General features: G+C 32.0%; 20 protein-coding genes and 1 pseudogene. 18 read left to right on the forward strand and 3 right to left on the reverse strand.

What is annotated here, in order from left to right:
* Positions 1-34: 34 nt before the first annotated feature.
* The 14 genes from fapR (at position 35) to rplS (ending at position 13340) form a co-directional block, all read left to right on the forward strand.
* Positions 35-604, forward strand: coding sequence for a transcription factor FapR (fapR, locus tag HMPREF2953_RS06845; protein ID WP_049336517.1), 570 nt, complete (start codon positions 35-37; stop codon positions 602-604).
* Complete coding sequence (gene plsX, locus HMPREF2953_RS06850) at positions 597-1583, forward strand: phosphate acyltransferase PlsX (RefSeq protein WP_049336515.1); 987 nt, start codon at positions 597-599, stop codon at positions 1581-1583. Before fapR ends, plsX begins: the two co-directional genes overlap by 8 nt.
* A complete protein-coding gene (gene fabD / locus HMPREF2953_RS06855; RefSeq protein WP_070672511.1) occupies positions 1576-2502 on the forward strand; it encodes an ACP S-malonyltransferase in 927 nt (308 codons plus the stop codon). The genes plsX and fabD overlap by 8 nt, the downstream gene beginning before the upstream one ends.
* On the forward strand, positions 2495-3229 hold the full coding sequence (fabG, locus tag HMPREF2953_RS06860) for a 3-oxoacyl-[acyl-carrier-protein] reductase (RefSeq protein ID WP_049336512.1): 735 nt from the start codon (positions 2495-2497) through the stop codon (positions 3227-3229). Before fabD ends, fabG begins: the two co-directional genes overlap by 8 nt.
* Positions 3230-3357: 128 nt before the next feature.
* Positions 3358-3591: an acyl carrier protein gene (locus tag HMPREF2953_RS06865; protein WP_001830184.1), complete on the forward strand. Its 234-nt coding sequence runs from the start codon at positions 3358-3360 to the stop codon at positions 3589-3591.
* An 81-nt stretch (positions 3592-3672) separates the two neighbouring features.
* The gene (gene rnc, locus HMPREF2953_RS06870) at positions 3673-4404 is read left to right on the forward strand and encodes a ribonuclease III (protein WP_002448736.1); all 732 of its coding nucleotides are present in this window, start codon (positions 3673-3675) and stop codon (positions 4402-4404) included.
* 69 nt (positions 4405-4473) lie between these two features.
* A complete protein-coding gene (smc, locus tag HMPREF2953_RS06875) occupies positions 4474-8043 on the forward strand; it encodes a chromosome segregation protein SMC (RefSeq protein WP_070672514.1) in 3570 nt (1189 codons plus the stop codon).
* A complete protein-coding gene (gene ftsY / locus HMPREF2953_RS06880) occupies positions 8040-9269 on the forward strand; it encodes a signal recognition particle-docking protein FtsY (protein WP_070672516.1) in 1230 nt (409 codons plus the stop codon). Before smc ends, ftsY begins: the two co-directional genes overlap by 4 nt.
* Positions 9256-9588, forward strand: coding sequence for a putative DNA-binding protein (locus HMPREF2953_RS06885; RefSeq protein WP_049336506.1), 333 nt, complete (start codon positions 9256-9258; stop codon positions 9586-9588). The genes ftsY and HMPREF2953_RS06885 overlap by 14 nt, the downstream gene beginning before the upstream one ends.
* Positions 9589-9608: 20 nt before the next feature.
* Entirely contained in the window at positions 9609-10979 is a 1371-nt protein-coding gene (ffh, locus tag HMPREF2953_RS06890; protein ID WP_002448737.1) for a signal recognition particle protein, read from the forward strand.
* A gap of 261 nt (positions 10980-11240) precedes the next feature.
* Complete coding sequence (gene rpsP / locus HMPREF2953_RS06895) at positions 11241-11516, forward strand: 30S ribosomal protein S16 (RefSeq protein ID WP_002448807.1); 276 nt, start codon at positions 11241-11243, stop codon at positions 11514-11516.
* A 131-nt stretch (positions 11517-11647) separates the two neighbouring features.
* A complete protein-coding gene (rimM, locus tag HMPREF2953_RS06900) occupies positions 11648-12148 on the forward strand; it encodes a ribosome maturation factor RimM (RefSeq protein ID WP_070672519.1) in 501 nt (166 codons plus the stop codon).
* The gene (gene trmD, locus HMPREF2953_RS06905) at positions 12148-12885 is read left to right on the forward strand and encodes a tRNA (guanosine(37)-N1)-methyltransferase TrmD (RefSeq protein ID WP_070672522.1); all 738 of its coding nucleotides are present in this window, start codon (positions 12148-12150) and stop codon (positions 12883-12885) included. The genes rimM and trmD overlap by 1 nt, the downstream gene beginning before the upstream one ends.
* A gap of 104 nt (positions 12886-12989) precedes the next feature.
* Positions 12990-13340 (forward strand): 50S ribosomal protein L19, encoded by a 351-nt coding sequence (gene rplS / locus HMPREF2953_RS06910; protein ID WP_002448843.1) that lies wholly within the window; start codon positions 12990-12992, stop codon positions 13338-13340.
* Here rplS and HMPREF2953_RS11300 read toward each other — a convergent pair.
* From HMPREF2953_RS11300 to HMPREF2953_RS06925, 3 genes and pseudogenes are all read right to left on the reverse strand, one after another.
* Positions 13279-13881, reverse strand: a pseudogene (locus tag HMPREF2953_RS11300) (transposase); the annotation flags it as partial. The gene rplS and the pseudogene HMPREF2953_RS11300 sit on opposite strands and share 62 nt — an antisense overlap.
* Before the next feature lie 379 nt (positions 13882-14260).
* Positions 14261-16879, reverse strand: a complete 2619-nt coding sequence (locus HMPREF2953_RS06920) for a YfhO family protein (RefSeq protein ID WP_070672529.1) — start codon at positions 16877-16879, stop codon at positions 14261-14263.
* Positions 16869-19475 (reverse strand): YfhO family protein, encoded by a 2607-nt coding sequence (locus tag HMPREF2953_RS06925; RefSeq protein ID WP_070672533.1) that lies wholly within the window; start codon positions 19473-19475, stop codon positions 16869-16871. Before HMPREF2953_RS06925 ends, HMPREF2953_RS06920 begins: the two co-directional genes overlap by 11 nt.
* Positions 19476-19730: 255 nt before the next feature.
* Here HMPREF2953_RS06925 and ylqF point away from each other — a divergent pair, with 255 nt between their 5' ends.
* The 4 genes from ylqF (at position 19731) to sucD (ending at position 23587) form a co-directional block, all read left to right on the forward strand.
* Positions 19731-20615, forward strand: coding sequence for a ribosome biogenesis GTPase YlqF (gene ylqF / locus HMPREF2953_RS06930; RefSeq protein WP_070672536.1), 885 nt, complete (start codon positions 19731-19733; stop codon positions 20613-20615).
* On the forward strand, positions 20599-21366 hold the full coding sequence (locus HMPREF2953_RS06935; RefSeq protein ID WP_049336488.1) for a ribonuclease HII: 768 nt from the start codon (positions 20599-20601) through the stop codon (positions 21364-21366). Before ylqF ends, HMPREF2953_RS06935 begins: the two co-directional genes overlap by 17 nt.
* Positions 21367-21493: 127 nt before the next feature.
* Positions 21494-22660: an ADP-forming succinate--CoA ligase subunit beta gene (sucC, locus tag HMPREF2953_RS06940; protein WP_070672539.1), complete on the forward strand. Its 1167-nt coding sequence runs from the start codon at positions 21494-21496 to the stop codon at positions 22658-22660.
* Positions 22661-22681: 21 nt separating this feature from the next.
* A complete protein-coding gene (gene sucD, locus HMPREF2953_RS06945) occupies positions 22682-23587 on the forward strand; it encodes a succinate--CoA ligase subunit alpha (protein ID WP_002448725.1) in 906 nt (301 codons plus the stop codon).
* Positions 23588-23607: the final 20 nt, after the last annotated feature.

A 23607-nucleotide genomic window follows, 5' to 3' on the forward strand; every position in this document is an offset into this window, starting at 1 on the left:
ACTTGGTACTAAAATATTTAAAGGGGAGGAAAGTATGAAATTAAAAAAAACAGAACGTCGTCATGAGATTAAGAAGGCGATTAATGAAAACCCCTTTATTACGGATAGTGAATTGTGTGAATTATTCAACGTAAGTATTCAAACTATCCGTCTGGATCGCACACAACTTAATATTCCTGAATTACGTAAACGTATTAAATCTGTAGCCAAACAAAATTATGAATATATCAAAGGATTGGAAGCTAATGAAGTAATTGGGGATCTTATTCAAGTTAAACCTAATTATTCTGCCCAATCTATTATAGAAATTACAGAAGAGTATGTGTTTCAAAAAACACGTATTGCACGTGGGCATATTTTATTTGCTCAAGCTAATTCATTATGTGTAGCCCTAATACATAACTCTACTGTTTTAACTCAAGAAAGTAATTTGAAATTTATTGAAAAAGTAAAGTTGCATGATAATGTTAGAGCAGAAGCAACCGTAATCAATAGAACAAATCGACATTATGATATAAAAGTGGAATCTTTTGTAAAAGATACACTCGTTTTTACAGGCATATTTAAAATGTTTTATATAAGTGAGGATGAAAACCATGGTTAAAATTGCTGTAGATATGATGGGTGGCGACAATGCACCAGGCATCGTATTAGAAGCTGTAGAGAAAGCAATCAATGATTTTAAAGATTTAGAAATTATTTTATTTGGTGATGAAAAACAATATACATTAAATCATAAGCGTATAGAATTTAGACATTGTTCAGAAAAAATTGAGATGGAAGATGAGCCTGTACGTGCCATTAAAAGAAAAAAAGACAGCTCAATGGTACGCATGGCAGAAGCGGTTAAATCTGGTGAGGCAGATGGTTGTGTATCTGCTGGTAATACAGGTGCTTTAATGTCAGCAGGGCTATTTATCGTCGGACGTATTAAAGGCGTAGCTAGACCAGCACTTGTTGTCACATTACCTACTATCGATGGTAAAGGATTTGTCTTTTTAGATGTTGGAGCCAATGCAGATGCAAAACCTGAACACTTACTGCAATATGCACAGCTAGGTAATATTTATGCTCAAAAAATTAGAGGTATTCAACAACCTAAAATATCATTGTTGAATATCGGAACTGAACCAGCAAAAGGAAATGCTTTGACTAAAAAAACATATCAATTATTAAAAGATGAAGCGAGTCTCCGATTTAATGGAAATATTGAGGCTAAAACATTGATGGAGGGTGACACAGATGTAGTTGTCACTGATGGTTATACTGGAAATATGGTACTAAAAAACATCGAAGGTACTGCTAAATCAATTGGAAAAATGTTAAAAGGTACACTACTAGCTAATTTAAAAAATAAGCTTGCTGCTGCGATATTGAAAAAAGATATCAGTAAGTTTGCGAAAAAATTAGACTATGCAGAATATGGTGGGTCTGTTCTTTTAGGGTTAGATGGTACTGTAGTAAAAGCACATGGTGGTTCAAATGCACGTGCATTCTATTCTGCAATTCGACAAGCTAAAATTGCTGGTGATGAACAAATAGTAAAAATTATGAGAGAAACGGTAGGTGGTGACAATGAGTAAAACTGCAATTGTTTTTCCTGGACAGGGTGCACAAAAAGTAGGAATGGCTAAAGATTTATATCATGTTAATAAAGATGCGACTTCTGTTTTAGAATCAGCGCAAACAACTGTTGATTTTGATTTATTAGAAACGATGTTTACAGATAAAGAGAAAAAATTAGGAGAAACTGAGAATACTCAACCTGCATTGTTAACACATAGTATTGCATTACTAGAAGCACTAAACCGTATAGATGCTGACTATACAATGGGGCATAGTCTTGGTGAATATTCAAGTTTAGTGGCTGCTGGCGTACTAAAATTTGAAGATGCAGTGAAAATTGTGCGTAAGCGTGGCGAATTAATGACTCAAGCTTTTCCAAATGGTGTAGGAAGTATGGCTGCTGTTTTAGGGTTAAGTTATGAAGAAGTAGATGAAATTTGTAAAGAAATTTCATTTGGAGATCAATTAATTGAACCTGCCAATATTAATGCACCAGGTCAAATTGTTGTATCTGGGCATAAGGCGCTGATTGATAAATTAACTAAAGAAGGAAAAACTTTAGGTGCGAAGCGTGTGATTCCTTTAGCAGTATCAGGTCCCTTCCATTCTTCAATGATGCAAGTAATTGAAGAGGATTTCGCTTCATTTATTGATCAATTCACTTGGAATGATGCTCAATTTCCTATCGTTCAAAATTATAATGCTCATGGAGAAATAAAAGCAGAAACGATTAAACAAAATATGGTGAAACAACTCTATTCACCAGTACAATTTATTAAATCTACAGAGTGGTTAATAGACCAAGGCGTGGATCATTTTATTGAAATTGGGCCTGGTAAAGTATTATCTGGTTTAATTAAAAAAATTAATCGAGATGTAAAAATTACATCGATTCAAACATTAGAAGATGTGAAAGGATGGAATGAAAATGACTAAAAGTGCATTAGTAACTGGTGCTTCTAGAGGAATTGGACGTAGTATTGCATTGCAATTAGCAGAAGATGGATTCAATGTAGCAGTTAATTACGCGGGTAATAAAGAAAAAGCAGAAGCAGTGGTTAAAGAAATCAAAGAAAAAGGCGTAGAAAGTTTTGCAATACAAGCAAACGTTGCTGAAGGTGATCAAGTCAAAGCCATGATTAAAGAAGTTGTAAATCAATTTGGCTCTTTAGATGTTCTTGTAAACAACGCAGGTATTACAAAAGACAATTTATTAATGCGAATGAAAGAGCAAGAATGGGATGACGTTATTAATACTAACTTAAAAGGGACATTTAATTGTATTCAAAAAGCTACGCCACAAATGTTACGCCAACGTAGCGGTGCTATTATCAATTTATCTAGTATTGTAGCGGCTATGGGTAATCCTGGACAAGCTAATTATGTAGCGACAAAAGCAGGTATTGAAGGACTGACAAAATCAAGTGCACGTGAACTTGCTTCACGTGGTATTACTGTTAATGCAGTTGCGCCTGGGTTTATCGTCTCAGATATGACAAATGCATTAAATGAAGATCTTAAATCACAAATGTTGGAGCAAATTCCATTATCACGTTTTGGAGAAGATAAAGATATTGCCTATGCAGTGTCATTTTTAGCATCTGATCGTGCGAAATATATTACAGGTCAAACGTTATCAGTTAATGGTGGCATGTATATGTAATATATACGTCATGTATTTAAAAGGATAAATAGTCATTATATCCTTTTAATAAATACTTGTGTTTTAGCCCTTAAAATGGGAAAATATAATAGTCTATGGATAGACACTTTTAAAGGAGGTGAATCGACGTGGAAAACTTCGATAAAGTAAAAGATATCATCGTTGACCGTTTAGGTGTAGACGCTGATAAAGTAACAGAAGATGCATCTTTCAAAGATGATTTAGGCGCTGACTCACTTGATATCGCTGAATTAGTGATGGAATTAGAAGACGAATTTGGTACTGAAATTCCTGATGAAGAAGCTGAAAAAATCAACACTGTTGGTGATGCAGTTAAATACATCAATAGTCTTGAAAAATAAAAACTTACATCTGAGTCGTCGTCATGATGGCTCAGATTTTTTTCATAGGACATCAATAACATGAACGGAGGTTTATCAATCATGCACCCGAAACAATCAGAAATGATTAAAGATTTTCAATATCAATTTGATAAAAAAATGAAGATGCTTGGTCTTAGTTATACTCATTTAGATGTGTACCAACAAGCGTTTTCGCACTCTAGCTTTATTAATGATTTTAATATGGATCGATTAGCGCATAACGAGCGTTTAGAATTTTTAGGAGATGCGGTATTAGAATTGACGGTTTCACGTTACCTTTTTGACAAATATCCTAATTTACCAGAAGGAAATTTAACTAAAATGAGAGCGACAATCGTATGTGAACCCTCACTTGTAATATTTGCAAATAAAATTGAATTAAATCAACTCATTTTACTTGGAAAAGGTGAAGAAAAAACAGGTGGTAGAACAAGACCTTCATTAGTATCAGATGCTTTTGAAGCGTTTATTGGGGCTTTATACTTAGACCAAGGCTTAGAAGTAGTCTGGAAGTTTGCTCAAAAAGTCATTTTTCCATATGTAGAACATAATGAATTAATTGGCGTGGTCGATTTTAAAACACAATTCCAAGAATATATTCATAGTCAAAGTAAAGGGGATGTGACGTATCATTTGATTAAAGAAGAAGGTCCAGCACACCATCGTTTATTTACATCTGAAGTGATTTTAGAAAATAAAGCAATCGCAAAAGGACAAGGCAGAACAAAAAAAGAATCTGAACAAAAAGCAGCTGAAAGTGCTTATCATAAGTTAAGAGATGAGAACAAATAATAATGAACGCATTTCATATATTATCTTCTTTTCAACAAGAATGAGTATGAATGAATTAAGGAGAAGAGTATGGTTTATTTGAAATCTATAGATACCATTGGCTTTAAGTCATTTGCAGATCGTACGAATGTACAGTTCGATAGAGGCGTGACAGCAATTGTTGGTCCAAATGGTAGTGGAAAAAGTAATATTACTGATGCGATTAAATGGGTTTTAGGAGAACAATCTGCTAAGTCGCTTCGTGGCTCTAAAATGGAAGATATTATTTTCTCAGGGGCAGAACATCGTCAAGCACAAAATTATGCAGAAGTACAATTAAAATTAGATAATTCTACAAGAGAGTTGCAGATTGAGGCTGATGATGTGATTGTAACACGTCGTCTTTATCGTAGTGGAGAAAGCGAATATTATTTAAATAATGATAGGGCACGTCTACGCGATATTACAGAGTTATTTTTAGATTCTGGTCTAGGAAAAGAAGCGTTTAGTATTATTTCACAAGGTAGAGTAGATGAAATTTTAAATGCTAAACCTGTTGACCGACGTCAAATCATAGAAGAATCAGCGGGTGTTTTAAAATATAAAAAAAGAAAAATGGAATCTTTACAAAAGCTAGGTCATACAGAAGATAATCTATCTCGAGTAGAAGATATTTTATATGATTTAGAAGGGCGTGTTGAACCTCTAAAAGCAGAAGCATCTATTGCTAAAGAATACTTACAATTATCAAAAGAGATGGAGCATAGTGATGTTGTCGTAACTGTACACGATATTAATCAATATGATGAAGAGAATCGTCAACTCGATGAACGATTGAATCATCTAAAAAGCCAACAAGCTGAAAAAGAAGGCCAACAAGCTCAATTAAATCAATATTTACAAAAACAAAAAACACAACGTCAAAAGCTTGAAAGAGATACCGACCACGTTAATATAGATTTAATTACTACAACTGAGGAATATGAAAAATTTATTGGAAAATTAAATGTCCTTGAAGAGCGAAAAAGAAATCAATCAGAAACGAATGCACGTTTTGAAGAAGAATTAGATAATTTACAATATGAATTAAAGAATGTTCAAGATGAAAGAGAACTTTCTTTAGAACAAGTATCTAAACTTAAAAAACAGCATCAATCGCTTAATAAAGAGATTAAACAGTTAGAATCAAAACTTAATCTTACAGATGCACAACATGATGAAAAATTAGAAACTATTAAAAATGAATATTATGAATTAATGTCCGAGCAATCTGAAGTGAATAATGATATTCGTTTTTTAGAACGTACTATTCAAGAAAATGAAACCAAAAAAACACGTCTCGATGCAAGATTAATAGAAGTATTTGATCAACTTAAACATATTCAAAAGGACATACATCAAACCGAACAAGCGCATACTACTACATCACAAAAAATGAATGTAACAGAGAAAGACATGCGTGACGTTGAATATCGTTTATCTGAAGCAAAACGTATAGAAGCGACATATGAAGATAAGTTATATCAAGCGTATCGATATACTGATAAAATGCGTGTGCGTATGGAAAGTTTAGAAACACAAGCAGAAGACTATTCCTACTTTTTTAATGGAGTAAAACATATATTAAAAGCAAAAGAGAATACTTTAAGTGGTATTCATGGTGCAGTAGCCGAAGTCATCAAGGTACCATCAAAATTAACACAAGCGATTGAAACAGCGTTAGGAGCCTCCTTACAACACATTATTGTAAATAATGAAAAAGATGGTCGCCAGGCGATAAAATTTTTAAAACAACGAGGATTAGGAAGAGCAACATTTTTACCACTAAATGTAATTAGAGCAAGAAGTTTATCTCATCATATCCAAAATGTAGCTCGAAATTTTGATGGTTTTATTAATATTGCATCTGAAGCGGTTGAAGTTAATCAAACGTATCAAGCTGTCATAGATAATTTGATGGGTACTACAATTATAGTGAAGAATCTTAAAATTGCGAATGAACTTGCAAGAGCGATTCAATATAAAGCGCGAATCGTTACCTTAGAAGGAGATATCGTTAATCCAGGAGGATCAATGTCAGGTGGCGGAATGCGTCAATCAAAAAGTATTTTAGCTCAAAAAGATGAATTGACAACAATGAAAACACAATTAAACGACTACGAAGAGAAAACAAAAGAATTCGAACAACAATTACAAAATCAAAAAGAGGAAGTTGAGACATTAAGTAATAAATATGTAGATTTAAGTCAACAATATCATCAATTAAAAGCCACCGCTCACGAAGAAACATTGACTTTAGATCGATTAAAAAAACAAGAAACACATATAAAAAATGAACATGAAGAATTTGAATTTGAGAAAAATGATGGCTATCAAAGTGAAAAAAGTCGTCATACATTAAAACAACAACAATTACGGTTATCTGAAATTCAAGAGCAACTAAAACAACTTGAAAAGGACATAGAGGTATATTCAAAGCTCTCTAAAGAGGGTAAAGAAAATGTATCGCAAGTTGAAAAAGAATTAAATCAAAAACGTTCTGATGTTGCAGTCGTTAAAGAAAAAATAAGCCATCAAACTATGTCGTTGGAAAGAATAGACAAACAACATGCACAAATTAACCAACAAATCATAGCCACTAAAGAGAAAATAGAATTATTTAATTCTGACGATATGATGGGCGAAAAAGCATTTCAACAGCTTCAATCAAGTATCCAAGATAAAGCGTCTCAACGTGACACATTAAAACAAAAACTTGATGCTTTAAAAGAACAAAAAGAGTCTATAAATGAAGATATTGAAATTCATGAGTACAAACTCGAACAATGCCATCAAGATTTATTATCCATTGAAAGTTTTTATCAAGATATTAAGGCCCAACAGTCTAAATTAGATGTTCTTATTAATCATGCAATGAATCACTTAAATGAAACGTATCATCTTACACTTGAACGTGCGAGAGAAACGTATCAATCAGATGTTCCAATAGAAACATTAAGAAAAAAAGTGAAATTAACTAAGATGTCAATTGAAGAATTAGGTTCAGTTAATGTTAATGCTATTGAACAATTTGAAGAATTAAATGAGCGTTATACATTTTTGAATGAACAGAGAAATGATTTAAGAGAAGCAAAACAGACTTTAGAACAAATCATTGATGAAATGGATCAAGAAGTAAAAGATCGTTTCAAAGCTACATTTTTTGAAGTACAAGATTATTTTACATCTGTATTTCAATCACTTTTTGGTGGTGGTCATGCTAAGTTAGAGCTTACGGATGATGATTACTTGTCTGCAGGAGTAGATATTATTGTTCAACCACCAGGTAAAAAATTACAACATCTTTCTCTATTAAGTGGTGGCGAACGCGCATTAAGTGCTATTGCATTACTATTTGCTATTTTAAAAGTAAGATCAGCACCATTTGTTATACTAGACGAAGTGGAAGCAGCTTTGGATGAAGCCAATGTTATTCGTTACGCACAATTTTTAAATGATTTATCTGAAAAAACACAGTTTATCGTCATTACGCATAGAAAAGGTACCATGGAGTATTCGGATCGTTTATATGGTGTTACAATGCAAGAGTCAGGCGTTTCAAAATTAGTAAGTGTAAATTTAAATACAATAGATGAGGTTATGAAGGAGGAAAATGCATGAGTTTTTTCAAACGACTAAAAGATAAATTTTCTACAAAGTCGACTGAAGATATTGAAAAGGAATTAACGGAAGATGAGGAATTAGATCAACCATCAACAAAAGACAATGAACAAGAAAATGAAGAACCTGCACCAAAAAAGAAAAAACCACGTAAATTAAGCGAAGCTGACTTCGATGAAGATGGGTTAATTTCAATTGAAGATTTTGAAGAAATTGAAGCTCAAAAAATGGGAGCGAAATTTAAAGCAGGTTTAGAAAAATCAAGAGAAAACTTCCAAGAGCAATTAAATAACTTGATTGCACGTTATCGAACTGTAGATGAAGATTTCTTCGAAGCTTTAGAAGAAATGTTGATTACTGCGGATGTAGGTTTCAATACGGTTATGCAATTAACGGATGAATTACGTACAGAAGCACAACGTCGTAATATCAAAGAAACTGAAGGTTTAAGAGAAGTTATCGTTGAAAAAATTGTAGAAATTTATCACCAAGAAGATGATCATTCAGAAGCAATGAATATCGAAGATGGCCGATTAAATGTCATTTTAATGGTTGGGGTCAATGGTGTAGGTAAAACTACAACGATTGGTAAATTGGCACATCGTTATAAAATGGAAGATAAAAAAGTTATGTTGGCTGCTGGTGATACTTTCAGAGCAGGTGCAATTGAACAATTACAAGTTTGGGGCGATCGTGTAGGCGTAGAGGTAATCAGACAAAGCGAAGGTTCTGATCCTGCAGCAGTTGTTTATGATGCAATCAATGCGGCTAAGAATAAAGGTGTAGATATATTAATTTGTGATACAGCAGGTCGTTTACAAAATAAATCAAACTTAATGCAAGAATTGGACAAAATGAAAAGAGTCATTAGTCGTGCTGTTCCAGATGCACCACATGAAGCATTATTATGTTTAGACGCAACCACTGGTCAAAATGCACTATCACAAGCACGTTCATTCAAAGAAATAACCAACGTTTCAGGGATTGTGCTCACTAAATTAGATGGCACAGCAAAAGGTGGTATTGTACTTGCTATTCGAAATGAATTGCATATTCCTGTTAAATACGTTGGTTTAGGTGAAAAACTAGATGATTTACAACCATTTAATCCTGAAAGTTATGTATATGGATTGTTTGCTGATATGATTGAGCAAAATGATAATATCCCTGATGAAATGCAAAGCTTAACAGATAATAATGAGGAACACCAAAATGGGGAAAAATGATTTAGTTAAAACGTTAAGAATGAATTATCTATTTGATTTTTATCATTCTTTGCTTACTGAAAAACAAAAGAATTATCTTGAATTATTTTATCTAAATGATTACTCATTAAGTGAAATTGCTGAAACGTTTAAAGTGAGTAGACAAGCGGTTTATGATAATATAAGAAGAACTGGCGATTTAGTAGAAGACTATGAAACTAAATTAAAGTTATATGGGAAATTTGAACAACGTCAAATGATTTATAACGAAATGAAACAATCTATTCATGATACTAAAAAACTGGAACATTTAATCCAAAAATTAGAAGAACTAGAATAATTTATAAGGAGGTTGTTAATATGGCATTTGAAGGATTATCCGATCGTTTACAAGCCACGATGCAAAAAATTCGCGGTAAAGGTAAAGTAACAGAAGCGGATATTAAAACAATGATGCGTGAAGTTAGATTAGCATTGTTAGAAGCCGATGTTAACTTCAAGGTAGTCAAAGACTTCGTTAAAACAGTTTCCGAACGTGCTTTGGGATCAGACGTTATGCAGTCTTTAACACCTGGACAACAAGTTATAAAAATAGTACAAGATGAATTAACACAATTAATGGGTGGAGAAAATACATCTATTAAAATGGCTAATAAGCCACCCACAGTTGTAATGATGGTTGGTTTACAAGGGGCAGGTAAAACAACTACCGCTGGTAAATTGGCATTGTTAATGCGTAAAAAATATAATAAAAAGCCAATGTTAGTAGCAGCCGATATATATCGTCCAGCTGCGATTAATCAATTACAAACAGTAGGTAAACAACTTGATGTACCTGTTTATAGTGAAGGTGATCAAGTTAAACCACAACAAATTGTAGATAACGCATTAAGATATGCTAAAGAAGAACATTTGGACTTTGTAATTATCGATACTGCGGGACGTTTACACATTGATGAAACATTAATGAATGAATTAGCTGATGTTAAAGAAATCTCAAAACCAGATGAAATTATGCTTGTTGTAGATGCGATGACAGGACAAGATGCTGTGAACGTTGCGCAATCATTTGATGAGCAATTGGATGTCACTGGTGTGACTTTAACTAAATTAGACGGAGATACTCGTGGTGGTGCGGCACTTTCTATTCGTGCAGTAACACATAAACCAATTAAATTTGTTGGTATGAGTGAAAAAATGGATGGTTTAGAATTATTCCATCCAGAGCGTATGGCATCTCGTATACTAGGTATGGGTGACGTATTAAGTCTTATCGAAAAAGCGCAACAAGATGTGGATCAAGAAAAAGCTAAAGATTTAGAAAAGAAAATGCGTGAGTCTTCATTTACATTAGATGACTTCTTAGAACAATTGGATCAAGTGAAGAATTTAGGACCACTGGATGATATTATGAAAATGATTCCAGGTATGAATAAAATGAAAGGCTTAGATAAGCTAAATATGAGTGATAAACAAATTGACCATATTAAAGCTATTATTCAATCAATGACACCTAATGAAAGACAAGATCCAGCAATTTTAAATGTTTCAAGAAAGAAACGTATAGCAAAAGGCTCAGGCCGTTCATTGCAGGAAGTGAATCGTTTAATGAAACAATTTAATGATATGAAAAAAATGATGAAACAATTTACGGGTAATGGTCGTAAAGGTAAAAAAGGTAAACGTAGCCAAATGGAAAATATGTTAAAAGGCATGAATTTACCATTCTAAAAAGTAATGAAAGCGGAATAACATCCTAAGTGTTATTCCGCTTTTTCATAAATAAGTAAAGGAACGCATGTACATTGGCACATGCATAACCAAAATGAATAAAGGTAAGCTCTAGTTAAAGCTAGTACATCATCAAATCTACAATTTATTTCATAAATCTAGATTTGGTAAAGAAAAAAGTCTTTACAAAGTTGGAGGTTCCTGTTATTATTATTTCTTGTAGAAAATAAAAATTAAAAGATTTAAAGGAGAGTTTTATAAATGGCAGTTAAAATTCGCTTAACTCGTTTAGGTTCAAAAAGAAATCCATTCTATCGTATCGTTGTAGCTGATGCGCGTTCACCACGTGATGGTCGTATCATCGAACAAATTGGTACTTACAATCCAGCAAGTGTAAATGCACCAGAAGTTAAAATCGATGAAGAATTAGCTTTAAAATGGTTAAAAGACGGTGCAAAACCAACTGATACTGTTCACAATATCTTATCAAAACAAGGTATTTTAAAAACATTTGATGAACAAAAACGTTCAAAATAATTGATAATAATATCAATATCATATAATAACAGGTCTGTGGCATAAGATATGTCACAGGCTTTTATTATATTCTCACTTTATAAGAAACATGTTAATATGTATAAATAAACGACTATGTAAGGAGGATAAGGATGCAAGTAGAAGTAGGACAAATTGTAAATACACATGGGATTAAAGGAGAAGTAAAAGTAAAATCTAATTCCGATTTTACTGATACACGTTTTCAACCTGGAGAAGTCCTTATCGTGAATCACCACCATAATGAAATAGAAATGACTATTACATCATATCGTATACATAAAGGATTTCACATGCTTAAATTTAAAGGTATTAATCATATTAATGACGTCGAACAATATAAAGGAGATTACTTATTCCAAGAACGTGATCATGAGGATATTGAATTGAATGAAAACGAATTTTACTATTCTGATATTATTGGGTGTACGGTTTTTAATAATGATACACCAATTGGAAGAGTAATTAATATTTTTGAAACAGGTGCCAATGATGTATGGGTTGTTAAAGGTGACAAAGAATACCTTATTCCATATATAGCAGATGTCGTTAAAGAAGTAGATGTTGAACATAAAACAATTCGTATTACGCCAATGGAAGGATTAATAGAATAATGAAAATAGATTACCTAACATTATTTCCAGAAATGTTCGACGGCGTTCTAAATCATTCGATTTTGAAGCGTGCGCAAGATAAAAATATTATTGAAGTTAATACTGTAAACTTTAGAGACTACGCTGAAAATAAACATAATCAAGTGGATGATTATCCGTATGGTGGCGGTCAAGGAATGGTTTTAAAACCAGAACCAGTGTTTAATGCAATGAAAGATTTAAAACGTACTGATAAAATGCGTGTCATTCTTATGTGTCCTCAAGGACGACCATTCTCTCAAGCAATTGCTGAAGAATTGAGTGAAGCTGAACATATTGTATTTATTTGTGGACATTACGAAGGATATGACGAAAGAATTAGAGAAAATTTAGTAACCGATGAAATTTCAATGGGGGATTATGTACTGACTGGTGGAGAATTACCAGCTATGACTATGACTGATGCTATCGTTAGATTAATTCCTGGAGTACTTGGTAATGAACAATCCCATCAAGATGATTCTTTCTCCGATGGTTTACTTGAATTCCCACAATATACGCGTCCAAGAGAATATAAAGGTATGACTGTACCTGACGTATTATTATCTGGAAATCATGCAAATATAGAAAAATGGCGTCATGAACAAAAATTAATACGTACTTTGCATAAACGTCCGGACTTACTAGAAAAGTATCAATTAAGTGATAAGGATAAAGAATTTTTAGAAAGCTATAAAAACCAATTGAAAAACAACTAGGAGTATGCTAATATATATCAAGTGTGAAAAGACACTAAAAATCACTATGATCCGCTGCTATATGATTGTCTAGGCAAGAACATAGGTTGAAGGAGAGTATAAAAATGAGTAATCATAAGTTAATCGAAGCAGTTACAAAATCACAATTACGCACAGACTTACCAACTTTCCGTACTGGTGACACTTTACGTGTACACGTACGTATCGTCGAAGGTTCACGTGAACGTATCCAAGTTTTCGAAGGTGTTGTAATTAAACGCCGCGGTGGAGGAATTTCTGAAACTTTCACAGTTCGTAAAATTTCTTCAGGTGTAGGTGTGGAACGTACATTCCCATTACACACTCCAAAAATCGAAAAAATCGAAGTTAAACGTCGCGGTAAAGTACGTCGTGCTAAATTATACTACTTACGTAGTTTACGTGGTAAAGCTGCAAGAATTCAAGAAATTCGCTAATCAGTATATAGAAAACTATACTAAAAAATGGGTAAGTTAATACGCATTTAAAAAAGAGTCTTGGATATAAAGTTCCAAGATAAGTAAAGACAATTTCTATTGAAATACTATAGAAATTGTCTTTTTTATAATTTTTTTGATTATTTTTTTGCTCGTTGAGCTGCTACTTTTCTTATATTAAGTGCCATTAATACAAATCCTAGTTCTGTTTTGGCTTTATTTATCCCTCGAACGGATATTCGATAGCCTTCATAAATTCAAAAACAGGCTCCACGTTAATTTTTCTTTGACTGTAGATGGTTTTTGTTTTTGGTTCTGAAAGTTTTTTATTAATTTGGGCTTTAAATTATTGTCAATTATAATTCTTCATTATTTTTTTATTTGTTTTTGTATTAAAGTTTATACATGGGTGTTTCAGAGGACATTCTGAACAATCATCACATTCATATCATTTAAAGTCTCATTTAAAACCATATTTATCATGACGATAGGCATATCTTTTAAAATCTAATCGCTTATTGTTTGGACAAATGTATTCATCGAATTCAGTGTTAGTAATTATTTCTACAATATCATTTATGGGAATAAGAACTGAAGTTGCCATTGGTAGAGTAAGTTGAATCATATTATAATCATTATACATAAGGCATCTCGTTAATTTAGTTTAGTGATGTTTATTAAATTATACGAATATGCCTTATTTTTTAAGTATTTCAATGTAAAATTACATATAAATACAAAGTATTTTGGCGAGACTTTTAAGGGAACAGGACAAGCTGAAGACTACAGGCTGAAGCTGTCCCCTAAGAAAGCGAGCCAACAATACGCAGTATTGTAAATAAAGAAGCCAGTAAATGAATTTATTATAAATTCATTTACTGGCTATTTTGCTAGGAATTATGACCCAGGCGCTTTTTATTTTAATTGTTTTTTCTTTTTAAATATCTGCTAAATATTATACTGCTTATTATTCCGATAACGCTCAAAATTAATAGTATATAAAAATATGGTGGTGTATAAGATAATTCAATATGAGTATCATTTTTCTTGACTGGAATAGCTGTCATAATACCGTTAGCTTTTTTTACATCTACATCGTGTCCATTAACACGTGCATGCATACCGTTAGCATAGACGATTGGTACCACTAAGTATCCAGAAGTTCCTTTAGGTTTAGTGAATGTATAGCCACTTCTAAATTGTGAAATAGTCACAGGTTTAAGTGATTTAGAAGCTTGTTTCAATGTATGATAATCTTCTCCATAGATACCTTTAATTGATAGTCGATAATGTCCTTTAGTAAGACGAATCTTTAATTGATCCGAAGCTTTTACTCTCATTGTTACAGGAGTTACAAAACGTCGATATTTATAACTTAGCATATTACGATTTTGAGCATATTCATTTACTCCTATAGAATGCTCAATATCGGGAGCTAACAATTCTACATCCATTTCGACATACATATCTTTATATTGATTAGCTAACGTTTTAGGTAATGTCAATGTGATACCACCATTATTTTTTTCTACGTTTAAATGAGTTTTATCTTTCCAAGTAGCATTATTTGTAGATTGATATGCTTTACTTAATAGGTTTTTATTTTGAGTGAAAGAAGTATTCGCTTTTATTGAATCATCATCTAATACTACACCTTGTAGCATCGCTTGCTCACGATCTAATGGCGATTTGAGATCATGTTTATTAAAAATCTTATTAGTAATATGAGTGGCTGGATAATTAATAGTATTTTCTGAATGAATTAATTTATCTGAACCATTATTGATAGTATCTACCTTTTTAAAACCATAAGGCATATTCAGATCATTAGGATGTCGGAATCGATCTTGAACATCCCACATGGCTTCTAAATTTGCTCGATTCCCTAAGTATCGATATGTACTATTCTTATCAACAGGCATATTAATTTGCATTTCTTTATCATAGTATTTTAATATGTCACCATCAAAAATACTTGAGTAAAGTGAAATGCCATTATAATGGTAAATAAATGGTGAATTGAGTGCATAGGCTGACATATAATCAATACGATGGAAAGGATTTTTATTATCTTTTTGTTTCTTAATATTATTAATTTTTTTAGCAAGTTTATGATTATAATAACTTGAATCTGTTAATGTTTTCGTAGTCGTTGCATATGGATCAATAGTACGGGCTCGTGAATCGTGTGTCATCATAATTTGTTGTACAAAGAATAGTAACACAATAGCTATTAGTATATAAGGTTGATATAACCATTGTTTTTTCCATACTACAAAGGTTAAAACGATGATTAAAAGTAATGGTACAATCATCCAATTGACATAAGCACTTACAAATATATAGTGATATAAACCAAATATAAATACCGGAATTGCTACAAGTAAATATTGTTTTAATGTAAGTTCAGATAAATATTGAATATATAATGCAATTAAGATACTAGTTGAAATAGATAAAAAGTATACCCATCGACGTTGTGGTAATGAAAAGCCATTAAATGCACTATCAAAGTATTGTGATAAAGATCCAATAAGTAAAAACCAAGTGATGATAGCAAAAATTTTATAATAGTAGTGACGATATAACTTAAACGTAAATAAAGCCATTAATGCAATAATCGAAACTGTGATATAAAAACCATCAGAAAAAATATGATATTTATTTTGTGTTAAATCTGTAAATAATGTAATATTAAAGTCATCGTTTTGAGCTCTATCATTGTTTAGGAATGAAGATACACCTGTATAGAATCCTAAAATACTAGATAAAAGCGCAAGTATTGCACCAATAACGAGTAAATAAAATTTTTCCCATCTTGATACGATATCACAACGATATTTAAAAATGACTCTTAATATGAAATAAATCCCTAATACAATAGCTTGGTAGTAACTGAAATAAAAATTAGAAAATAAGGTCAGCGCAACTGAAAAGATAAATAATCCTATTCTTCTTTTTTGGAAGAAACGTTCCATTCCCCATAAAGATAAAGGTAATAAAATCAATAAGTCTCCATAAAATGACCATGTATAGTTATAGTAAAGGACAAGCGTGGATGCACCATATAAAATAGTAGCGATAAGCAATGGCGCTGTTTTCAACTTAAGCCATTTTAAATAGTAAAATACAACAATAATTGTAATAATCGTTCTAGCGTAAGCGATTATTAATTGGTTAGTTGCCCAAAAGGCGATATGATTCGTTTGCCAATGAAATAAAAAATGACTTATCCAGATTATAAAAAAATTAATCCACATTATGGGAGATAAAGAATAATAATAGGCCAATCCCTTAATGTAATCTCCACCTAACCCAAAAGATTGATCATAGGCTCCTTTGAACTTACTGTAATGTTCATATAAGTACATTTGAAATGGCATCATTTGTCTAAAACCATCTCCGGAACCACTAAATACAAATCCTTCTTTGAAATAATCTCGAATAAACGGATAATAGACTGCTAAAGAAATGATATTAGCAATTATAAATATAGATAAAAAGGTCAATAATCGATTGGACCGAATTTTATTGATCAATGTTTTTCCTCATCTTTCTCTTTTTGATATTAACAAATCTAACAAATACAACACTTATTATTATACTGATTAGTGAAATTAAAATCATAGTATTCCAATAAGGTGGTTGATATTTAATAATAATTTTTTTGGCAGATGAATTAACAGGAACGCCTGTCATCATGTAATTAACTTTCATAGGTTTAATACGGTGTCCATCAACATACGCTTGCATACCTTCTCTAAAAGGAATATTAATTGAAGCGATCCCTTTATCATGTTTATCTAAATTGACTTCGACGCCGTTTTTAATATCTTTATATTTGTTATTAAAATCAGCTTTTTTATGCATTTGTTTTAACATTTTATAGTTTTCTCCATTTAATTGTTGAAGGTTTAAATAAAATGTTCCTTTAGGAGATAAAGTGATATTAATGTTTCCTTTATTATCAGGTTGTGTTCGGTAAAGTTGTGTATCAATGCCAGTACGATAAGTAGAATTATTAAATAATCGGTGATTTGCATAATTATTCACAGAGACTGTGTAATTACTATCGGGATTACCACGCTTTATTTTCATCGTAACGTAAAAATCATCATACTTTTGGCGTAGTGATTGGGGTAAGTGTATCGTTAATGTTCCACCTTTATCTCCAATTACTTTATAGACATCACCATTTAAATGTTTTAGATTTTTATAACTCAATGACGATTGAGTTAATAAATTAGGAGCTTTATCTTTATAACTTGTGCCTTCATTATTTAAAATCACACCTTTTAACATTGCATGTTCTCTATCAATTGCAGTCGTCAATTTTTTACTATTGTATATAGAATCAGTTACTTTAACGGATGGTAAGTTAAGTGTATTTTCATAAATACCATACTGTCCACTTGATTTTATTTTTTTGAAGTAGGAAGGTAAGTTATTTTGGTAATTTTTTAGCATCATATAACGCACTGAAAATAGACTCGCGATATTTTGTCGTCCATTCGTTGATTGATATCTACTCAATGACTCCTCAGCTAAATTAATTTTTAAAGCATCGTAATAATAATCGAGTATATTATGATGGAAAATACTTGAATACAAACTTAAACCTTTAAAATGTTGATACATCGGTGTATTATCCTGCTCATTGACTCTCCAATCGATACGTTCATCTTCATGCTTATTTTGATTCATTTCTTTGACAAGCGCACGTTGTAAGTCGGAACTATATAAACTGGAATTAATATAAAACGTATTTCCACGATCAGTGTGATCTTTATAGTAAATTTGATTTTTTATAAATACTATAGAGACCAAAATACTTAATAGTATAATTGAAATACTATATAAATAACTTAATTTAAAACGGTATGTACGATCTTTAATGATAAGAACCATCAGTCCAATCAAAGATACAATAGGGACTAATATGAACCATGCTAAAAATTTATGATATATCATAGCGCTTATAAATATAACTAATTCTGCAATAATATTACTTATTAGATAAGATTTTGTAGTTAGTGTTTTGAAATATTTTAAAAATAATCCGATTAATAGTGTGGAATTAAAAGCTAAAATAAAATGCCAACGCTTTTGAGGCGCTGAAAAACCATTAAATACTTGGTCGATGAAAGGTATAAAACTAAATATGATAAATACAAAGGTAAGGATAGCAAATAAACGATAATAATAATGTTTATATAATTTAAAACTTAAAAGAGCTTGAATGGTAATAAATAATAATACAATTAAATAATTATCAAAGAAAATATTTGTATTAATATCTAATTGTTCAAATGTATCAACTGCTCCAGAAAAAGGCACACGACGGTTATTTAAAAAGCTTTGAGCACCATGAAAAAAGATAAATAAACTATTGCCTAAACCTAACAAGGCACTAATGATTAAAGTTAAAAATGCTTTACTTCTTGAGAGAATATCTTTTGGGTGTCTAAATATTACACGAATCAATATATAACCCGCACCTATTAAACAAAGATAATATGCAAAATAAAAGTTATTAATTAGTATTAAAGAAACAGTAACAATGAATAGTCCAAACTTTTGTTTTTGCAAGACTCTTTCAATAGAGAGTAATAATAACGGCATCCAAACAAACACATCACTAAAGAAGGGCCAATACACTGTAAAGCGATAATATAAGGGTGACATAACAAATAAAAACGCTACTACTAAGCTTAACCATTTGTTATTTGAAATGTATTTACTATATAAGTAAGTGCAATACATAGCAATCGTTGCTTTAATCATGGACATAACAAGTGCATTAATCATCCAAAATAATATATCATGCGTATGTAAAGGAATAAAAATTTTAATAAGTGCAATAAATACTACATTTATTATAAATAAAATATTTGTGGAGAAGTAGTAACTAAGATCTGTAAAGAAATCTCCACCTAATCCAAAATCGGTGGAATAAAACAAATTGCCACTACTCCATTTATCAAATAAATACATTTGAATTGGAACCATTTGTTCCATTCCATCATTTGGACCTGTAAATAAAATGCCATCGTGAATAAAACGATAAATGACATAACTATGTCCTATGATGGACAATGCTATAAAAAGTCCTAGATAAGTAAAAAATTTTTTCATATTAAACCTCTGTAGTTAGAATGTCCTATTAATAATCAAAAAATGACTACATACTAAATTGTAGTGTATTAAACTTCCTAATAAAAGTATTTATATGTTTTATAAAAAGTTAGAAATTTGTTTTTAATATTAGCGATTTAATGAATATGAAATAGCATGTTAAAATATAATAGAATTGATAATAGTAGTGAAGATTTTAAATATTGATTATAATCGAACGGTTGAAATAAATTTAATGAAAGTAGGGTGAATGTCATGGTGATTCAATGGTATCCAGGGCATATGGCAAAAGCCAAAAGAGAAGTGACAGAACAACTTAAGAAAGTAGATGTGGTATTTGAACTTGTTGACGCACGTATACCGTATAGTTCAAGAAATCCAATGATTGATGATGTCATTAAACAAAAACCACGCGTAGTTATCTTAAATAAAAAAGATATGTCGAATTTAAATGAAATGCAAAAGTGGGAACATTTCTTTACTGATAAAGGTTTTTATCCTGTAGCAGTTGATGCGAAACATGGCAAAAATTTAAAAGGTGTAGAAAATGCTGCAATTGAAGCGACTAAAGAAAAGTTTGAGAAAGAAAAAGCGAAAGGACTTAAACCTAGAGCTATACGTGCCATGATTGTTGGTATACCTAATGTGGGAAAATCTACATTAATTAATAAGTTAGCTAAAAAAAACATTGCTCAAACAGGAAATAAGCCGGGAGTAACGAAACAACAACAATGGATTAAAGTAGGTAAAGCATTACAACTGCTAGATACGCCAGGTATTTTATGGCCCAAATTTGAAGATGAAACTGTAGGTAAAAAACTAAGCCTTACTGGTGCCATTAAAGATAGTATCGTGCACTTAGATGAAGTAGCAATATACGGTTTACAATTCTTAATTAAACATGATGTTGAAGGATTGAAGAATCATTACAATATTGATGTAGAAACTGATGCAGAAATTTTAGAATGGTTTAATGCTATTGGACGTCGACGTGGGTTATTACAAAAAGGAAATGAAGTCGATTACGAGGCTGTCATCGAATTGATTATTAATGATGTGCGTAATGCTAAAATTGGAACTTATTGTTTTGATATTTATTCAGAAATGAAAGGGGACTTAGATTATGCCTCAAACAATTAAAGAGATTAAAGCATTATTAGACACAATTGATTCAATTGAAGCACTTGAACAACATGAATTAATGAGTGATACAAGAAAAGGGGTACAGCAAAATATAGTACGACGTCGTAAACAGCTTTTAAAAAATCAAGAAACACAAGAACATTATCAACAAATGAATAAATATGAAAATGAAATATTAAAGGACAATCCTAATGCTTTAATATGTGGGATTGATGAAGTAGGTCGTGGCCCACTTGCTGGGCCTGTTGTAGCTTGTGCAGTCATTTTAAATAAAGACCATCAATATTTAGGATTAGATGACTCGAAGAAAGTTTCAGCAACAAAGCGAAAAATACTTAACGAACAATTGAAAGAAGGCGTTTATGACTATGCTTACGGGATAGCAAGCGCTGAAGAAATTGATGAGTTCAATATTTACAACGCAACCAAATTAGCTATGGAACGTGCTATTAATCAATTAAAACAACAACCTAATCATTTACTTATTGATGCTATGACATTGGATAATGCAATGCCTCAAACTTCTATTATTAAAGGAGATGCTAAAAGTGTTTCTATTGCTGCTGCTAGTATCATGGCAAAAGAATATAGGGATGGTTTAATGGCGGAAGTAGCACTGAAATATCCTGGTTATGATTTTGAAAAAAATGTAGGATATGGCACTAAATCACACCTTCAAGGATTAAAACAATTAGGCATAACGCCATATCATCGTAAAACGTTTGAGCCTGTTAAATCAATGATATAATTAAAATAAAATTAAAATTATTTGAATTTAAAAACTATTGCAAAAAGTATAACACTTCCAGTTTACAAAAGCGCTTACATTTTCTATAATTAAAGTGAACTTAACCTAAGAAACAGGAGGATGGAAGATGAATATCCACGAGTATCAAGGTAAAGAAATATTTCGTGCTATGGGTGTAGCCGTTCCAGAAGGACGTGTAGCATTTACTGCTGAAGAAGCGGTGGAAAAGGCAAAAGAATTAAATTCAGATATTTATGTAGTGAAAGCACAAATTCACGCTGGGGGTAGAGGTAAAGCAGGTGGAGTTAAAATTGCTAAATCACTGTCTGAAGTTGAAACTTATGCTAATGAATTATTAGGCAAGCAATTAGTAACGCATCAAACTGGACCTGAAGGTAAAGAAGTTAAACGCTTATATATCGAAGAAGGTTGTGATATTCAAAAAGAATATTATGTAGGCTTTGTCATTGATCGTGCCACTGATCGTATTACATTGATGGCTTCTGAAGAAGGTGGAACTGAAATTGAAGAAGTTGCAGCTAAAACGCCAGAAAAAATCTTTAAAGAAACAATCGATCCAGTGATAGGGTTATCACCATTCCAAGCACGTCGTATTGCATTCAATATTAATATTCCAAAAGAATCTGTAAATAAAGCAGCAAAATTCTTACTTTCTTTATATAATGTTTTTGTTGAAAAAGATTGTTCTATTGTTGAAATTAATCCACTTGTAACAACTGGTGATGGTGATGTTTTAGCTTTAGATGCAAAATTAAATTTTGATGATAATGCATTATTCAGACATAAAGATATTTTAGAGTTACGTGATTTAGAAGAAGAAGATCCAAAAGAAATTCAAGCATCTAAATATGATTTATCATATATTGCCTTAGATGGTGACATTGGTTGTATGGTTAATGGTGCCGGATTAGCCATGGCTACAATGGATACAATTAATCATTTCGGTGGTAATCCAGCTAACTTCTTAGACGTTGGTGGCGGTGCTACAAAAGAAAAAGTAACTGAAGCATTCAAAATCATCTTGGGTGATGATAATGTAAAAGGTATTTTTGTAAATATCTTCGGTGGAATTATGAAATGTGATGTGATTGCAGAAGGTATTGTAGCAGCAGTTAAAGAAGTCGAATTAACTTTACCTTTAGTTGTTCGTTTAGAAGGTACAAATGTTAAACGTGGTAAAGAGATTTTAAATGAATCCGGTCTAGCAATTGAACCAGCAGCAACTATGGCTGAAGGTGCACAACAAATTGTTAAACTTGTTAAAGAAGCGTAAGGAAAGGATGGGAACACTAAAATGGGTGTATTTATAGATAAGAATACTAAGGTAATGGTGCAAGGTATTACAGGGTCTACTGCCCTTTTCCATACAAAACAAATGCTTGATTATGGCACACAAATTGTCGCAGGGGTAACACCAGGTAAAGGTGGACAAGTGGTTGAAGGCGTGCCAGTGTATAATACAGTAGCTGAAGCTAAAAAAGAAACAGGTGCTAACGTATCAGTAGTATACGTACCAGCACCATTTGCTGCAGATTCAATTTTAGAAGCAGCTGATGCAGAATTAGATATGGTGATCTGTATTACTGAACATATTCCAGTTGTTGATATGATTAAAGTGAAACGTTATTTAGAGGATAGAAAAACACGTTTAGTTGGACCAAACTGTCCTGGTGTAATTACAGCAGATGAATGTAAAATTGGTATCATGCCAGGTTATATTCATAAAAAGGGACATGTAGGCGTTGTCTCTCGTTCAGGTACTTTAACATATGAAGCAGTACATCAACTAACTGAAGAAGGTATTGGTCAAACCACAGCAGTAGGTATCGGTGGGGACCCAGTTAACGGTACAAATTTTATCGATGTACTTAAAGCATTTAATGAAGATGAAGAAACAAAAGCTGTTGTTATGATTGGTGAAATCGGTGGTACTGCTGAAGAAGAAGCAGCTGAATGGGTCAAAGCAAACATGACTAAACCAGTTGTTGGTTTTGTTGGTGGACAAACAGCACCTCCAGGAAAACGTATGGGCCATGCAGGTGCAATCATCTCAGGTGGTAAAGGAACTGCTGCAGAAAAAATTAAAACGCTTAATGAATGTGGCGTTAAAACAGCAGATACACCATCAGAAATTGGTACAACACTAATTGAAGCGGCAAAAGAAGCAGGCATTTATGAAGAATTATTAACAGTGAAGTAGTAATGATGTAATTAATAATT

This window comes from Staphylococcus sp. HMSC072E01, assembly GCF_001814125.1.
Lineage (GTDB): Bacteria > Bacillota > Bacilli > Staphylococcales > Staphylococcaceae > Staphylococcus > Staphylococcus hominis.

Bases quoted from the DNA above. Each gene is read 5' to 3' on its own strand.
- fapR (WP_049336517.1), top strand. From the start codon at position 35: ATGAAATTAAAAAAAACAGAACGTCGTCATGAGATTAAGAAGGCGATT.
- plsX (WP_049336515.1), top strand. From the start codon at position 597: ATGGTTAAAATTGCTGTAGATATGATGGGTGGCGACAATGCACCAGGC.
- fabD (WP_070672511.1), top strand. From the start codon at position 1,576: ATGAGTAAAACTGCAATTGTTTTTCCTGGACAGGGTGCACAAAAAGTA.
- fabG (WP_049336512.1), top strand. From the start codon at position 2,495: ATGACTAAAAGTGCATTAGTAACTGGTGCTTCTAGAGGAATTGGACGT.
- rnc (WP_002448736.1), top strand. From the start codon at position 3,673: ATGCACCCGAAACAATCAGAAATGATTAAAGATTTTCAATATCAATTT.
- smc (WP_070672514.1), top strand. From the start codon at position 4,474: ATGGTTTATTTGAAATCTATAGATACCATTGGCTTTAAGTCATTTGCA.
- ftsY (WP_070672516.1), top strand. From the start codon at position 8,040: ATGAGTTTTTTCAAACGACTAAAAGATAAATTTTCTACAAAGTCGACT.
- HMPREF2953_RS06885 (WP_049336506.1), top strand. From the start codon at position 9,256: ATGGGGAAAAATGATTTAGTTAAAACGTTAAGAATGAATTATCTATTT.
- ffh (WP_002448737.1), top strand. From the start codon at position 9,609: ATGGCATTTGAAGGATTATCCGATCGTTTACAAGCCACGATGCAAAAA.
- rpsP (WP_002448807.1), top strand. From the start codon at position 11,241: ATGGCAGTTAAAATTCGCTTAACTCGTTTAGGTTCAAAAAGAAATCCA.
- rimM (WP_070672519.1), top strand. From the start codon at position 11,648: ATGCAAGTAGAAGTAGGACAAATTGTAAATACACATGGGATTAAAGGA.
- trmD (WP_070672522.1), top strand. From the start codon at position 12,148: ATGAAAATAGATTACCTAACATTATTTCCAGAAATGTTCGACGGCGTT.
- rplS (WP_002448843.1), top strand. From the start codon at position 12,990: ATGAGTAATCATAAGTTAATCGAAGCAGTTACAAAATCACAATTACGC.
- HMPREF2953_RS06925 (WP_070672533.1), bottom strand. From the start codon at position 19,475: ATGAAAAAATTTTTTACTTATCTAGGACTTTTTATAGCATTGTCCATC.
- ylqF (WP_070672536.1), top strand. From the start codon at position 19,731: ATGGTGATTCAATGGTATCCAGGGCATATGGCAAAAGCCAAAAGAGAA.
- HMPREF2953_RS06935 (WP_049336488.1), top strand. From the start codon at position 20,599: ATGCCTCAAACAATTAAAGAGATTAAAGCATTATTAGACACAATTGAT.
- sucC (WP_070672539.1), top strand. From the start codon at position 21,494: ATGAATATCCACGAGTATCAAGGTAAAGAAATATTTCGTGCTATGGGT.
- sucD (WP_002448725.1), top strand. From the start codon at position 22,682: ATGGGTGTATTTATAGATAAGAATACTAAGGTAATGGTGCAAGGTATT.